This is a genomic window from Fodinibius sediminis, assembly GCF_900182555.1.
GTDB classification, from domain to species: domain Bacteria; phylum Bacteroidota; class Rhodothermia; order Balneolales; family Balneolaceae; genus Fodinibius; species Fodinibius sediminis.
The window spans coordinates 330,582-345,900 of the sequence record NZ_FXTH01000003.1 but is presented as its reverse complement, the minus strand read 5'-3'; the positions used below and the strand labels follow the sequence as shown (position 1 = coordinate 345,900).

Below are 15,319 nucleotides of genomic sequence, written 5' to 3'. Positions count from 1 at the left end.
TTGTTCATCGCATGTTTGCAGTAATTAAACGTGGCAAACCATATACTCCGATAGCATGCAAAATAACTTGACTAAACCATAAGAATAAGAGGGATGCAGGGAGATTGACCAACCCTGATTATATCAGTAAATTCTTATCAATTTGGGCCTTTTAAACAACCTCAAAACTCATAAATAGGATCCATTATAAATGAAATCAACGCATTTATTCGCAAACGAAAAGCCAGGGAGGTCATAGACGGACTGGAAACCGAAGGGGTCTGCTGAATGACGCTCATCGATGGGTGTGCGGTAGAAGGTCATGTACCGGTTGAAGATATCAATCGTTTACTTGATGAACGTCGCCGGGCCGTGGGAATATCAGCTCCCGTGATGCCGTCCAGTTCTCCCGGCAGAAATGCCTCGTTTAATACCCCTTATGATGTTTATCTTATGGATCAAGAAGGGAATAACCAGATTTATGCCAGTCATTAGCAGTCTAAATATAACTACGGTAACGTGAGAACGGATCTGCTCTTTATTTTTTCGTTAATCATTTTAATAGCTATTAGTTGTTCCAGCGAACCACCTGATCAAAAGGAACCGGTTACCAAGGGACGATGGTTCACCCAAAAGCAATTCCAGTTGGGAAAACAGGTGTTTGCAACCAACTGTGCCAGTTGTCACGGCAGCCGAGCCCAGGGACTTGTAGAGAACTGGAAACAGCGAAATCCAGACGGATCTTTTCCCGCGCCCCCACTGGATGGCTCGGCCCATGCCTGGCACCATCCCCTGAGCGTACTCGTCCAACAAATCAATGAGGGTGGAGTCAAGCTCGGAGGAACCATGCCTGCCTTTGGTAACTCCTTGAGTGAGAAGGAAGTCATTGCATCAATAGCGTACTTTCAGAGTTTCTGGAATGACCAAACCTATGACCGATGGGTACAGATGAATGCTGAGCAATAGTATTCCAACTTATTACTGCGGACACCTTACCGGCAAGCAATACTGGATAGACTGCGATTTGAGGGTGTTAAAAAGGGGCTTTCGTATCATGGAAAACTCCGGAAGAAATAGCTCCGAAGTTGGGCTATGGTTCAAGGAATGAAATGAAAACGGCTTTTTAAGAAATGCTGAACTTATCAGTAACGAAATTTATCCGGTCAGAAGATAAACAGAGGCTGCCATTAGACAAGCTTCTCTGACACTTGGAGATAAAATTTGACTCTCGACCATGGTAGAGGCCTTATATTACAGATGAATTGCATTCTGTAATAAACAAGAGGAGTTGTTATGCCATTTAAACAAGGAGAAGTTTATCAATGTCCCGACGACAATTGTGGCTGCAAAGTCACCGTAACCAAAGGAGCCCCCAGCGACTGTCCGGGGACTCAAAACCCCACCTGCTGCTGTGGAAAAACCATGGTAAAAAAGAACTGAGATTAATGAGTATCCGGGGTTCTACCCCGGCTGTTCACAGTATCTACTGATTTGACCTGCCACAGGTGATATATATGATTGAGAACAAGGACGAAAAATACAAGGGCATCACCACCTACAAAATTGGTGAAGTGGCCAGGCGGACTGATGTCAACAAGGAGACGGTCCGCTACTACGAAAAACGCAAGCTCATACCCAAGCCTGACCGCCGCCGATCGGGCTACCGGATCTTCACTCAGCACCATATTGACCAGATTAAATTCATCAAGCGTGCCCAGCAGCTGGGGTTTACCCTCAGTGAAATTAAAGAACTCCTTGAACTACGCGTTGATGAAGAGACCTCCTGCTCAGAAATCAAGGAAGAGGCGCAACGAAAGTATCAAGCTGTATCAGAAAAAATTGAAGCCCTTTTGCGCATTCAGGAAACATTGACTGATCTTATTGATTCCTGTACTGAAGACGGACCGATCGGTGACTGTCCTATCCTTGAGGCCCTGGAAGGCAAAAATGAAACCGGGAAGCGACTTAGAAAATGAATAAACAAATACAACTCCAATCCACCGTCACCTGCCCTGAATGCGGGCAACAGTCTAATGCGACCATGCCAACCGATTCCTGCCAGTTCTTTTGGGAGTGTCCGAATTGCGGGGAGCTTCTCAGAGCTCAAAAAGGGGATTGCTGCGTATTCTGTTCCTATGGCGACAGCCCGTGTCCTCCGGTTCAAAAGGAGCAATCCTGCTGCTAGCCATTGCATTGATGTCAAGCAGTCAATTAAAATGTCGGGAATCTCTTTCTCAACGCGCCCTTTCGGTACTACAAAAAGCATGGCATGCGATCTCAAAACTGCAGCCTGCTTCATACATAGCCGTGCCTTGCACTGGCTTCGGATCACAAGGGTGAGGGTTCGAATTCCTGCAGGACTACAGCAAAATAGTCAGTTCCCAACCCTTTGAAACCACCATGAGAAACAATGCTATACGCTACCTCTCCTCTTTCCAGATCTATCATCAGTCCATAGATGGTCCTATGTTATCTCCCTGAAGATTGTTTACGGTGGTATCGGAAATCATGCCTGCAGAAAGAGTGTTTGGGGGGTTCAAATAATTGGAACCTTCTGACAGCAGGGAGCACGATTTGCCTGGAGTCCATTATGTTGCACCAAGCTCACTGGGAAAAGGGCGTTGCCCCATCCGGCCCAAGATCCCGAAAATTGGGAAAGCACGGGCGGCCGCCGGTGCTCTGATAAAACCCTTTATGAAGAAAAGCCGAACCAATCTTTTACTTTCTTCGAGGTATGTCCCTTGTCCTCGTCACGGGTGTCTCCAATAAGATAGGCATAAGGTTCCAGGGCCTCGATATGGCTGAAAACTATTTTTACCATTCCCAGCAGCGGTATCGCTAATATCATGCCGGCCACGCCCCAGATAAGCTCGCCTATGATGATAATAACCACGGTAAAAAATGGATGAATATCGACTTCAGCTCCCACGATATACGGTTCCAGCAAATAGCTTTCAATAAACTGCGTGACGGCAAAGACGGCAATAATACCGATATACAGGTAGGGTCCCCCGCCCTGGGCCAGTGCCATGGCCAGCAGAATAGCAACACTGATAAAATTACCCACATAGGGTATAATACTCAACAAGGCCGCAATCAGGGCCAGAAAAAGGGCGTTGTCCAGGCCTGTCACTGTCAGCCCGATGGAGTAAAGGATCCCCAGGATCACGATTAAGATGCTCCGCCCCAGGAGATACTGCTGGGCCACATGGCTTGATTCAGTAATAATTTCACGGGCTTGCTCTTTCTGATGCTCCGAAACAACCTTCATTACAAAGGTGGGAAATCGTGACCGGTAGTACAGCAACAGGAACAGATAAACCAGAACCAGTGCGGAGTTTGACATCAGCCCCGTAAAAGATCGCAGAAAGTTGCCTATCACCGAGCCAAAGCTGGACGAATTTCCCTGCATCATCTTTTTTTGCTCTTCAGGAGAAAGCCCGAATTTTTCCTGAACCCATTGCTGGGTCGACCCCAGTTCCCTGTTAAGCCGCTGCTCAATGGAAGGGAGGTCATTACTAATGCGGACTATCTGGGTTGAGAGCAGAGCGCCCACCCCCACAATACACAACATTAACAACAAAATACAAGCAAAGGACGCCAGTGCTTTAGGAAGGCCCCAGGCTTCCAGTTTCTTGCATAAAGGGGTCATGAGCATTGTCAGAACGGCCGCAAAAGCCAGAGGGACTAAAAAATCGGCTGCCAGATACAACCCCCCAAAGACCAAAAAGAATAAGAGCAGGATAAGATTAACGCTGACAAGGGGGGATAATCGTGTATTCATTTTGAATGTATCGGTTTGTTGTTAGTAAGCCTGTGGCTTCCTTCACAAATTAGCAACCAACGATAGCAAAAGGCAAACAATAGAATTCAAGGTTGGGTGCTGGTTGGCAGCCCTCCCAGTATTTGTACCACCTATTTTGGGATGACAAGTAATTCGAACATCCTGTTTTTGACTATTTGAGGTTTTAATACGTTTCCTTTATATGCTTTCACCAGCCTGGCACTCAAGAACGTAATTATTTGCCAAAACTCACGTAGTAAAAAGAACCACTTTGCACAGATCATCCCGATTCATCCAAATCAGAGCCAGAATTACTACGTCAATTCTTTGATCTGCGGAGATATCCACCAGAATAGACAAATCTTCACTGAGATCCATGTGGCAAACGGGCTGGATGACAAGGTGTGGCAGATTCAAATCTTTTTCTATGTTGTCCCGGAGCCACACAGGAACAACACCATCTTGTCCTGTCTTCGGATCACAAGGGGAAGGGCTGGATCCATTAGCAGGCTTTAAGTTATTGCCTTGCAGTATTTAATTTTTTCAGGGTGTAAAATAGGTGTAATAATTATCCAAAAAGATGGATCTTCTTCAAGCTTCCATTCTCCCTCATCCCTATAATACTTTTCCATGAGCTCATCCACATAATAGTTTGGATTCAGGCTCTTGTTCAACATATCGATTTGTTCGGTTGTGACATTGCCGAGGGATACTGTTAGATAAGATTTTTTTCAGACATACTAATATCACTTGGCTCAGGAGGCTTAAAATATTTATAAATGTATCCTGTCATACAATATTATTGTATAATTTATGCTTGAATCCATCTGTTAATTGTACTTCAACTATTATCTTCTAATTTTTTTGAACTCTTATACTCAAACTCAAAAGCCTGTTTTTCATTTCAGCTTCTTACATCATTGAATTAGAAAGTTCATATACTTATCATGATGTGTGTCCGGAAATCACCTACATATCAGAAAAACGACTATTACCCTGCTGATTATAGCAGCGAGCCTGTTTTGTGTACTGTTCGGCCAAGGCACTCACTTTCATGATCTGGACATACATATCGGGAACCATCTTGATGTCCATGCTCATGTCCATGCTCATGAAAGTAATGATCAACCCTCTCAGGAAGATTCCAACCAGGACAACCATCAGCACGAGGTAAACAAAGCCACTGATATTATCGGGACGCTTACAACCTCCATTCAGGTTAAACCTGAAGAAAAGGCCCCTGAGCTTCTTTCCCTTGATGAAGGTCACAAGCGGTCTGACCGGATACTGGATGAAACGCCCACCATTTTTGATCTTCCGCCACCAAAATCGGCAGCCCGTCAATATCATCTCTCCTCTTTTTCTCTTCGCGGCCCTCCCTTGGCTTAATAATCCCCTATCAGGGGACTTTCCTTTTCTAACTCCATCATTTATTAACTCACAATTCAACCACCATGACCAGGTATATCCGGTGGACTGTGTTACTGGTAGTATTCCCGGCTGCAGTCCATGCACAGTCGATCCCTGTTTCACTCGATGAAGCCGTCAACCTTTTTAAACAGAACAGTCTCCAGCAGGAACTGGCTCGCTACGACCAGCTGCGCAAACAGGGAGAGGCCATCCGGTACAAAGCCTATCCCAACCCGCAAATCAGCGTTAACCGGGAGCAGCTAAATGCCGGAACCATCGATTACCAGGAAACAACCTACATGATTTCTCAACCTGTTGAGCTGCTGGGTCAGCCCTTTCTGCGCAGTCGCAGTGCTTCCAAATCACAAAAGGCGGCCGAATTACAATTTGAATACGACCGGCGCCAGCTGATCCGCCAGGTAAAATCCCTCTATGCCGATTACTGGCAACTGTCACACAAGCTGGAGACTTATGAGCAAGCGCTTGAAGTTATCCGAACAGCCCGTTCGGCAGCCAAGGCCCGCCAGGCCGAGGGCACCTTTTCCAGCCTGCAGGTGCAGCGTTTTAATGTGGAATACAGTCGGTACCGGAAACAACGGGATCAGGTTCAGCTGAACCTTAAGCAGACAGGCGATCGGTTAGCCACCTACCTGTTTTCGGGCCAAGAGCTGGATACCGAAATCCAACCTTCAGATAGCTTAACGGTCGAGCCCATCAATGTGCAAAAGCAACCTCTGGTACAATATGCCTTGGCTAATCGGCCGGACCTGGCAGCATTAAAGCACATGGTCGATGCCTCCGAGCTCCAGTACAAGGTTGACAAACAGGATCGCTTGCCCGATCTGAACGTTAATGTTGGCTATAAAAATCAGTCCGATGGCGCCGAGGGATTCGTTATCGGCGGCTCGATCAAGCTTCCCATCTTTAACCAAAATAGAGGCAATGTAACTTTAACAAAAGCGCAAACACGTTCGCGCCAGACCGAATTGATCTTAAAACAGCAGGGGGTACGCAACCAGGTCTCAACGGCCTACGATCGAGTTGAACTCCTATTCAAGCAGTGGAAGTCGATGCAGAAGGAAGCAATGGAGCAATCAATGCTGGAAGCGGCCCGCGCGGCCTACCAGCAGGGACGCTATTCGCTGGTCGAACTGCTCGATGCGACCCGGGCCTATATCGATGGCCAGACGATGATCTACGAAACCATAGCCGATTATAACCAGGCACTTTTTGAACTGAACGTACAATCTGCAGGACGAATTTCTAATACTCAAAACAACTAATACCATGAAACGCTTACTTCTTATTCTATCAATCTCAGCAGGATTAACGATAACAGGATGTGGCTCGGATGATTCGGGTCACACCCACGGCGAAGACACGCATACCCACGAAACAGAACAGCATGCCCACGGTGAGGGTACAGAAGCAGCTCACCAGCATGAAGGTGAAGAAGGTCACGATCACTCTGAGGCTGAAGAAGAACATTCCCACTCCGGTTCCGGTGAAGATGCCCATAGCCATGAGGGAGAAACCTCTGAGGCGATGATGGGACTTGATGAAAACTATGAGCAAGTCCGAAAGGGAATTCGCTTGACCTTGTCTTACGACAGTGATTCTAAATCTTTCAATGGCACAATTGAAAACACGACCCAAGATGTCCTGCCGGCGGTATCGGTTAAGGTTGAATTATCAAACGGATCCGAACTTGGCCCCACCAGTCCAGTGGATCTTGCAGCCGGTGAAACCCATTCGGTTGAATTGGGTGCCGGCGGAGAACCATTCAACAGCTGGAGCGCCCATTCCGAAATAGGCCGTAGCGGACATAGCCACGGGGAAGACGACGACCATGAGCACCCCAACTAAAGGCTGATGCCGCAGCATTATTTTAATTCAAAATACCAAAGACCATGAAACGCTTACTTATATTCCTGTTTATAACAACCGGGCTTCTGCTTGCTGGCTGCGGTTCTGCTGATGAAGGTCATAGCCACGGGGAAGGAGCTGACCACGCTCACGACCAGGAGACGCAGACCGAGCCACCTTCTTCACAAGACACACAAGAAGAACACGGGCATCCCCACGACGGGGAAACCGATGCCGATCACACCAGCGACAGCGCAACAGGATCAGAAGCAGCACTGGTAGCGTCGGAAGGTGCTGGTGCGGTGACTTACTGGACTGATGAGACCGAACTCTTCATGGAATATCCCGAAATTGTCGTCGGCCGGGAAGCCACCTTTGCGGTTCATCTGACCCGGCTCTCCGATTTCAGCCCCATTGCAAGCTCCGAGGTGTACTTTAGCTTCCGTTCGGAAAATGGCACCGAGCTATCAGCCCGGGAAACCGAAGTGCAGGTACCCGGCATTTATGGCCCTGACATTACGTTTAAACAGGCCGGACGCTATGATTTGACCATTGAGATTTATGGTATGGTCAACGACACCTTGCAGGTAAACGGCATTCCGGTATATAACTCAGTTGATGACATTCCCCACACGCACGCCGAGGAGGATCCCAGCATGATTACCTTTTTAAAGGAGCAGCAGTGGGATATTCCCTTCGCAACACAGGAAGTACAACAGCGAACACTCACCCAGACAGTGGATGCCACCGGCGAGATTATGGCCGCCCAAAACAGCCAGGCCGTCGTTTCCGCTCCCTTTTCGGGCATTGTGCTGTCCAGCCAAAACGGCAATCTGCCTGTAGAAGGACAGCAGCTGCAAAAAGGAGCCTCAATGGCGGTGTTGAATCCCGCGATCCAATCAGGCGGCGGTGATAACTATGCCCAGCAGTTTATCAATGCGCAATCGGATCTGGAACTGGCCAAGGCCAACCTGGAGCGGTCCAGGCGCTTGTACCAGAAGGAGGCCATTCCCCAAGCGGAACTTCAAAAGTCCCGTATTGAGTACCGCCAGGCGTTGACGCGTTACCAGACCATTAATGAAGTGATTCAGGTGGATACGGCCGCCCTGGAAGGCTACGGCGAGTCAGCGGAATCCTACCGGTTTGAACTCAAGGCTCCCCTCAGCGGTACGATTGTGCAGTCTTACGTAACCCCCGGCATGCAGGTGGAGGCCGGCCAGCCGCTGTATCGCATTGCCGATGCCTCCAAGGTATGGCTCAAGGCTAATGTTCCGGCTGCGCAGCAGAGTCGTATTGCCAATGCCAGTCAGGCAGCTTTTCGCGTGCAGGGTGACGACCGCCTGTATGAAGTCAGCGAGCTTGGAGGACGGTTAATCAGCCGCGCGAATAGCATCGATCCCCAAAGTCGAACTTTGTCCCTGATTTATGAGCTCGACAATTCAAAAAACGGATTGCCATTGGGCATGTTTTCTACGGTGCATATCAATACTGAAACCAGGGAAAATGTACTGGCGATTCCACAGTCAGCTCTAATTGAGGAAGAAGGAAATTACAACGTCTATGTACATGTCTCCGGTGAGTCCTTTAGAAAACAGCGGGTGACAACAGGCATTGAACACCGGGGATGGGTGGAAATCACCTCCGGGCTGCAGGGTGGAGAACATGTGGTTACTGAGAATGCCTACCAGGTGAAACTGGCTTCGCTCTCATCCGAAGCTCCTTCCCACGGGCACTCCCACTAACCCGAATATCTCATAACTGATGTGACATCATGGATGCAAATTGCTGACAATAACCATCTCAAATCATAGAAATTTAAATCTTACTAAGCAGATATGTTAGATGCCATTATCAAAGGATCGCTGAGGCAGCGGCTCGTTGTCGTAGTCACCTCCATTATTTTATTCATCGCCGGTGCGTACGTGGTCATCAACATGCCCGTGGACGTCTTCCCCGATCTGACGGCTCCCACCGTAACCGTGATGACCGAAGCGCACGGGATGGCCCCGGAGGAAGTGGAACAACTGGTCACCCTGCCGATTGAAACAGCTACCAACGGTGCCAGCGGGGTGCGACGGGTGCGCTCGGCTACTTCAAAGGGATTTTCCATCGTCTGGGTGGAATTTGAATGGGGCACAGATATCTACAAGGCCCGCCAAATCGTCAACGAAAAACTCTCGCTGGTAAGCAGCCGCCTGCCGGAAGAAGTGCCACCGCCGGTAATGGCACCGATCTCCTCTATTATGGGCGAAATCATGCTGGTGAGTGTAGAAAGCGACCGGCATTCGGAGCTGGAAATACGCACGGCTGCCGACTGGGAAATCCGTCGACGCCTGCTGGCGATTCCCGGTGTGGCCCAGGTAGTACCTATCGGCGGAGGATTAAAGCAGTACCAGGTTCGCGTTGATCCGGACAAGCTGAAAGCCTATAACGTGACCCTGGACCAGGTAACAAAGGCGGTTGAGGCCTCGAACGAAAACTTTTCGGGCGGGTTCTTCCAGGAATACAGCCAGCAGTACACCATTCGCGGCATTGGACGGGCCCATTCGCTGGATGACATCGAACAGTCGGTGGTAGCTGAACGCAACAATCAACCCATTACGGTCGAGGATATCGCCGAGGTGAAAATTGATGCCGCCCAAAAAATAGGCGACGCCTCTGTCAACGGGGACCAGGCCGTGATTATCTCCATAAAGAAACAGCCGGAAACCAATACGCTGAAGCTTACGGAACGCGTGGATGAAACGCTGGCGCAGATTGAGCAAAATCTGCCCGAAGGGTTTACGATCAATACCCACATTTTCCGGCAGGCTGACTTTATCAACCTGGCCATTGAAAACGTGATTGAAGCCCTGCGGGACGGGGCTATCCTGGTAGTCGTCATCCTGTTCCTCTTTCTGGCCAATATCCGGACTACAGTCATTTCACTCACAGCCATACCGCTGGCACTCATTACATCGGTATTTGTACTGGAATTTTTCGATATCACCATCAATACCATGACCCTGGGAGGGATGGCCATTGCCATCGGGGTGATCGTGGATGATGCAATTATCGATGTCGAGAACGTGTTCAGGCGGCTTCGAGAAAACGCCAGGCTTCCGGAGTCAAAGCAAAAATCAGCTATGCAGGTGGTCTTTGAGGGATCCAAGGAAATACGGACCTCCATCATTAATGCCACGCTGATTATCATGATCGTCTTTATTCCACTCTTCTTTCTGAGCGGGCTCCAGGGACGTATGCTAAAACCGCTGGGGCTCTCCTATATCGTATCCATCGGGGCCTCCCTGATTATCGCCATGACGGTAACCCCGGTACTTTGTTACTACCTGTTGCCCGGACAGGCGTCAAAGGGCAACCTCGAAGAAAGCTGGTTCACCAAAAAGCTGAAATCCGGTTACGGCCGGGTACTGGATAGCATCCTGCGCTACAAGAAAAGTGTGCTGACGGGTACACTGGTCCTGTTTTTAGGTACATTGCTCATTGTACCGTACCTGGGCAGTTCCTTTCTGCCGGAATTCAATGAAGGCACACTGGTGATCAGTGCCGTGACGATTCCCGGCACCGGCCTGGATGAATCCAATGAGATAGGCCAGCGAATCGAAAAAATCCTGCTGGACCACCCGGCGGTCACCGGTACGGCACGACGGACCGGCCGCGCGGAACTTTCCGAGCATGCCCAGGGAGTCAACGCCTCGGAAATTAATGTAGACCTGGACATCCCCGAAGGCAAGAGCAAAGAACAGGTTCTGGAAGAACTGCGTGCTGACGTCAGCATGGTTTCCGGAACGAATATCACCATTGGTCAGCCCCTGGGCCACCGTATCGACCACATGCTCTCTGGAACGCGTGCCAACATTGCGGTAAAGATCTTCGGCCCCGATCTGTACCGGCTGCGAACCCTGGCCGAAGAGGTTCGTGGCCAGATGGAGGGCGTGGAAGGAGTCGTTGACCTTGCAGTTGAGCAGCAGCAAAACGTCCCTCAGATCCAGATCCGTCCCAACCGTCGGGCCCTGGCGCGATATGGCATGAGCATCGGCGACCTGTCGGAAAAGATAGACGTGGCCTTTGCCGGTGAGACGGTTTCACAGATTATCGAAGGCGACCGGTTGTTTGATCTTATGGTCCGTTACGATGAAGAGCACCGAGGCCGCATTAAGGCTGTGCGGAATGCTGAGCTGACCCTCAAAAACGGAACGGTGGTTCCGCTTTCGGAGCTGGCCAGTATAAAATCGCGCAGCGGTCCCAACACTATCAGCCGCGAAAATGTGCAGCGTAAAATTGTGGTGTCGGCCAACGTAGCAGGGCGCGACCTGCGCGGCACGGTAAATGCCATCAGCGCCAATGTGACTGAGAATATCAACTTTCCGCAGGGATATTTCGTGGAATACGGCGGACAGTTTGAAAGCCAGGCGCAGGCCACCCGCACCATATCGCTGCTGAGTATCGTCGCCATCCTGCTCATTTACCTGCTGCTGTACCTGGAATTCAGCTCCCTGAAAACGGCATTGCTGGTGATGGTGAACCTGCCTTTTGCCCTGATCGGGGGTATCTTTATCGTCTGGTTCACCAGCGGCATCGTATCCATTGCGTCCCTGGTCGGGTTTATTACCCTGTTTGGCATTGCCACCCGAAACGGGATATTGATCGTTTCCCACTACCAGTACCTGCGTTGGGAAGAAGGCAAGTCTTTTATAGACGCTATACACCAGGGTGCGATGGAGCGGCTCAATCCCATCCTGATGACCGCACTCACTGCCGGTCTGGCCCTCATTCCGCTTGCACTGGCCGCCGGGGAACCCGGAAACGAAATACAGTCGCCCATGGCACAGGTAATCCTGGGCGGGCTGATCAGCTCTACCCTGCTTAACATGATTGTGATCCCTGCATTGCTGGCACAATTTGAGACAAAGAATTCTGCAGCGTCGTTGTAAAGGTATTCCCCAGAGGAGCTGGGGAATACGACCTGCGAGTCACACCCCATGGTATTCCGGGGGCTGTTGCTGTTTGACGGCAGCAACAGCCTTCTTATTATTCCTTACCTTGTATGCTAGCCGGAATGTAAAAAACGAAGATCATGAAATTTATCATTCTGAAATACGCGGTAACAGCCTTCATCATCGTCCTGGTTTCAGAAGTGGCCAAGCGAACCGACCGGCTGGGAGCGCTCCTGGCTTCTCTTCCCTTTGTCACCATCATGGTGATGATCTGGCTGTACCTTGAAGGTCAGGGCGACGAAAAAATCAGCAATCACGCCTTTTTTACCTTTTGGTACGTTATTCCCACGCTGCCGATGTTTTTGGCCATGCCTGCATTATTAAGGAATGGCCTCAGCTTTTGGTGGTCGCTTACCATTTGTGTTGGAATCACCGTTATCTGCTTCATTATTACGTCCCTTGTTGCAAGTAAATTTGGCATAACCCTTATTCCCTAATTTTTGCGGGGGCCCAATTGTCTGCTGTGGTCTGCGCACATCGATGCGGCTGTCTTTCGCAAGTACTTCCTAAAAGATCTTCTGCAAAACCATCATCAAGGAAGATTATCCCCCCTCCGGGAAGAAAGGATAACTGGATGGAAGTTAATTGATGGTCGACGGGCAGCAGCCACCTGGCAGACAGTACCTGAAGCTGATCCTTGTGGAAGGATAAACACCGGGTGGCACCATGGCTGAAACCGGGGATTCCCGGCTGCATGCCCGCATCAATACTTCCTTTTACCCGTTGTTATCACTCCCGGCATAGAAGAAGTGATTTAAACCAGGTACATTTGGGATCTGCTCAAAAAAATCTAAATTGTGAACGATAAAAATAGAGCCCTATATAAGTGCACACAGTAGAATCATTGCACAAACTTGATTCCAAACTTCAGAACAGAACGCAAGACATCAAAAAATTTATTATATGCGTATTGCTGCTGTATATGACATTCATGGGAACCTTCCGGCCCTGGAGGCCGTGCTACAAGAGATCTACAAAGCCGGGGTAGATTGCCTCATTGTGGGCGGAGATGTAATTGCCGGTCCTTTGCCAGCTGAGACATTAACTTTATTACAGAATATCAGTATTCCCACCCGTTTTATTCGTGGAAATGCAGAGTCAGAACTCCTGAGACACATAGCGGGTAAAGAACCCGGAGGTCTATCAGAGCGAGCCGATAAACAGACCTATTGGCTGGCAAAAAATCTGACTGAAAACCATAAGCAATTCTTGTCGGGCTGGCCTTCGACATATAAGCTAAAGATAAAAGACCATGGCAATGTTCTTTTTTGTCATGCCACCCCCCTTAGTGATATTGAGGTTTTTACCCGACAAACACCCCTAAAAAAATTAAGGGCCATTTTTGGGGGTCAAGACGCGTCATTGGCTGTATGCGGCCATACTCATATGCAGTTTGATCGAAATATCGGAGAACTCCGTATCCTCAATGCAGGGAGTGTGGGAATGCCCTTTGGTCATACAGGGGCTGACTGGCTTCTCATTGATACTGAAATTGTATTCAGACATACAGACTATGATCTTTCCAAAGCTGCTGAGCGGTTACGGCAGTCAAACTATCCGCATGTGGAAGATTTTATAACAAATAACGTTTTGCAACCGCCAACCGAAACGAAGGCACTCGCCATGCTCTCCCAGCTGGAAACGTTGACAGCTGCCAAGGAGTAAGCAGCCCCTCAACCCATATTTAGCCTCCGAAATCAAACCTATTGATGAAATAAGGGATCTTTTTTTGGAGCAGAACGTCACTCCTCTCAGCTTTCTATTCTTCTCCCGTCTCCGTTGCGGCAGCATGATCACCGCCGAGCCGTGCCTTCAGGTCCGTGGGATCCTCGGCATGACCCACGATGGCCTCCAGCGCGTCGGTGAGCGTAACCAGCCCCACAGTTCGTTGCTCACTGGTGACAAGAGCCAGTTCCTGGTGGTGGTGCTGGAAAAAGTCAATAAGATCACTCACCGGCATATCATCGGCCACACGTGAATCAGCCCAGCTCAGCTCCTCCAGGGTTAGGCGGTCCTGCTGCAGTTCCATCACATTCCCAAGCAGCTCCGCAGTGTACAACACGCCTATAAATTCACCCGACGATTCTTCCATCAAAGGGTAACGCGACCGCATGTTGTTCTGAACGATAGCCAGGTTATCTTTAAGAGACCGGTCACTGTACAGATACACAATTTCCTCTTCAGGAACCATAATATCACGGACCGGTACCTCATCAATTTCCAGGGCATTCACAACCTCATTTCTCCGCTCTTCCGGCAATCCCTTCCTTTTCAAGAGATCCACAATCTGGGTTTGCACTGTCGCCTCCGATGCGCCTTCCTCCTCCACCCATGAGCGTTTCATCCGTATGCCGAACAGCCTGAGCGTGGCTTTTGTGATCCAGTCGCCGAAATACAGCAGCGGGTAAATAGCATAGGTCCACCATTTTAGGGGAAGCGCACAATACCGGGCCACCCCCTTGGCGCGTTCCACTCCCAGGTAGGTGGGAGTCTGCTCTCCCCATACGGTATGGACAAAGTTGATCAGAATGATCGAAAGCACAATGGAGATGGTATGGGAAGAGAAACCGCCAATCTCTGCGGCGGGAATCAGGGAGTTGATGAGTACCGTGACCGCCGGCTCTGCCACCACCCCCAAAAGGATGCTGGTGGATGTGATCCCGATCTGGCAGGAGGTGAGATAGATTTCAAGCTGTTCCGTCATCTCCCAGGCCCTCTCCAGCAACCCGTCGCCTTCAAATTCCCCGGCGGGGTACTGCCTCAGGCGCGTCAATGCAAATTCTGCTGCCACAAAAAAAGCATTTGCCAGGAGGAGCAACAATCCGCTTACAAGCCTGATAGCTGTTTCGTACGACATCAAGTTGATGATTATTGGTATTCAGTGACCATCCATAACACCTATGCCCACCGAAAAAGTTTATATTTGTTCAGGTGAGAAATACAGCGTGCTATCTCCTCTCTCATTTATGGTGTCAAACCTTCTCAACAGCTAATAAAACAGACAACATAACCGCAGCTCTCTCATTTGTTCGTATTACATTTTCACTCTCCGTGTTCCATCCCCGGTGCAAATACTGCAGATAAGCCAAACGGGCCGGCGCGTTCATCAAAACAGGTGGCCCGTGATACAGCAGTGCTTTGTTGCATTACTCCATTAGAGCCGCGGACCGGAGAGTATACCAACCTGGCATTCTTCCCAGCCTCTAAGCCTTTATAGTAAAGCCAACCACTCCAGGGTAATGCAAGAGAGTACTTTACCCTAGTGAAGTGATCTGCTTCAGGG

Annotated in this window: 15 protein-coding genes; 12 read left to right on the top strand and 3 right to left on the bottom strand. The window is 49.4% G+C overall.

The genetic code is table 11. The annotated features are described in order from the left end of the window. The first annotated feature begins 267 nt into the window (after nt 1-267). From FN808_RS05340 to FN808_RS19435, 5 genes are all read left to right on the top strand, one after another. Nucleotides 268-474 carry a DUF411 domain-containing protein gene (locus FN808_RS05340; RefSeq protein ID WP_142713515.1) on the top strand — a complete coding sequence of 69 codons (207 nt, stop codon included), beginning with the start codon at nt 268-270 and terminating at the stop codon, nt 472-474. Nucleotides 475-498: 24 nt separating this feature from the next. Then, on the top strand, nt 499-945 hold the full coding sequence (locus tag FN808_RS05335; protein WP_221929920.1) for a c-type cytochrome: 447 nt from the start codon (nt 499-501) through the stop codon (nt 943-945). A 327-nt stretch (nt 946-1,272) separates the two neighbouring features. Further along, nucleotides 1,273-1,419, top strand: a complete 147-nt coding sequence (locus FN808_RS18855; RefSeq protein ID WP_185958263.1) for a hypothetical protein — start codon at nt 1,273-1,275, stop codon at nt 1,417-1,419. A 74-nt stretch (nt 1,420-1,493) separates the two neighbouring features. Continuing rightward, nucleotides 1,494-1,955: a heavy metal-responsive transcriptional regulator gene (locus tag FN808_RS05330; protein WP_142713514.1), complete on the top strand. Its 462-nt coding sequence runs from the start codon at nt 1,494-1,496 to the stop codon at nt 1,953-1,955. Beyond that, nucleotides 1,952-2,164 (top strand): GDCCVxC domain-containing (seleno)protein, encoded by a 213-nt coding sequence (locus tag FN808_RS19435; protein ID WP_142713513.1) that lies wholly within the window; start codon nt 1,952-1,954, stop codon nt 2,162-2,164. The genes FN808_RS05330 and FN808_RS19435 overlap by 4 nt, the downstream gene beginning before the upstream one ends. Before the next feature lie 507 nt (nt 2,165-2,671). Here FN808_RS19435 and FN808_RS05320 read toward each other — a convergent pair. Then, entirely contained in the window at nt 2,672-3,763 is a 1,092-nt protein-coding gene (locus FN808_RS05320; RefSeq protein WP_142713512.1) for an AI-2E family transporter, read from the bottom strand. A 512-nt stretch (nt 3,764-4,275) separates the two neighbouring features. Next, nucleotides 4,276-4,440 carry a hypothetical protein gene (locus tag FN808_RS18850; protein WP_185958262.1) on the bottom strand — a complete coding sequence of 55 codons (165 nt, stop codon included), beginning with the start codon at nt 4,438-4,440 and terminating at the stop codon, nt 4,276-4,278. Between the two features lie 277 nt (nt 4,441-4,717). Between FN808_RS18850 and FN808_RS05315 the strand changes: the two genes are divergently transcribed. The 7 genes from FN808_RS05315 (at nt 4,718) to FN808_RS05285 (ending at nt 13,701) form a co-directional block, all read left to right on the top strand. After that, nucleotides 4,718-5,152 carry a hypothetical protein gene (locus FN808_RS05315; protein ID WP_142713511.1) on the top strand — a complete coding sequence of 145 codons (435 nt, stop codon included), beginning with the start codon at nt 4,718-4,720 and terminating at the stop codon, nt 5,150-5,152. A 65-nt stretch (nt 5,153-5,217) separates the two neighbouring features. Then, the gene (locus tag FN808_RS05310) at nt 5,218-6,456 is read left to right on the top strand and encodes a TolC family protein (RefSeq protein WP_142713510.1); all 1,239 of its coding nucleotides are present in this window, start codon (nt 5,218-5,220) and stop codon (nt 6,454-6,456) included. Nucleotides 6,457-6,460: 4 nt separating this feature from the next. Then, nucleotides 6,461-7,039 carry a hypothetical protein gene (locus FN808_RS05305; RefSeq protein WP_142713509.1) on the top strand — a complete coding sequence of 193 codons (579 nt, stop codon included), beginning with the start codon at nt 6,461-6,463 and terminating at the stop codon, nt 7,037-7,039. Nucleotides 7,040-7,083: 44 nt separating this feature from the next. Beyond that, complete coding sequence (locus FN808_RS05300) at nt 7,084-8,781, top strand: efflux RND transporter periplasmic adaptor subunit (RefSeq protein ID WP_142713508.1); 1,698 nt, start codon at nt 7,084-7,086, stop codon at nt 8,779-8,781. Between the two features lie 93 nt (nt 8,782-8,874). Next, entirely contained in the window at nt 8,875-11,973 is a 3,099-nt protein-coding gene (locus tag FN808_RS05295) for an efflux RND transporter permease subunit (protein WP_142713507.1), read from the top strand. A 143-nt stretch (nt 11,974-12,116) separates the two neighbouring features. Next, entirely contained in the window at nt 12,117-12,473 is a 357-nt protein-coding gene (locus tag FN808_RS05290; RefSeq protein WP_142713506.1) for a DUF3147 family protein, read from the top strand. 466 nt (nt 12,474-12,939) lie between these two features. Then, nucleotides 12,940-13,701, top strand: coding sequence for a metallophosphoesterase family protein (locus tag FN808_RS05285; protein ID WP_142713505.1), 762 nt, complete (start codon nt 12,940-12,942; stop codon nt 13,699-13,701). Between the two features lie 94 nt (nt 13,702-13,795). Here the strand turns inward: FN808_RS05285 and FN808_RS05280 are convergent, their stop codons facing one another. Continuing rightward, nucleotides 13,796-14,893, bottom strand: a complete 1,098-nt coding sequence (locus FN808_RS05280) for a CNNM domain-containing protein (RefSeq protein ID WP_142713504.1) — start codon at nt 14,891-14,893, stop codon at nt 13,796-13,798. Between the last annotated feature and the right edge of the window lie 426 nt (nt 14,894-15,319).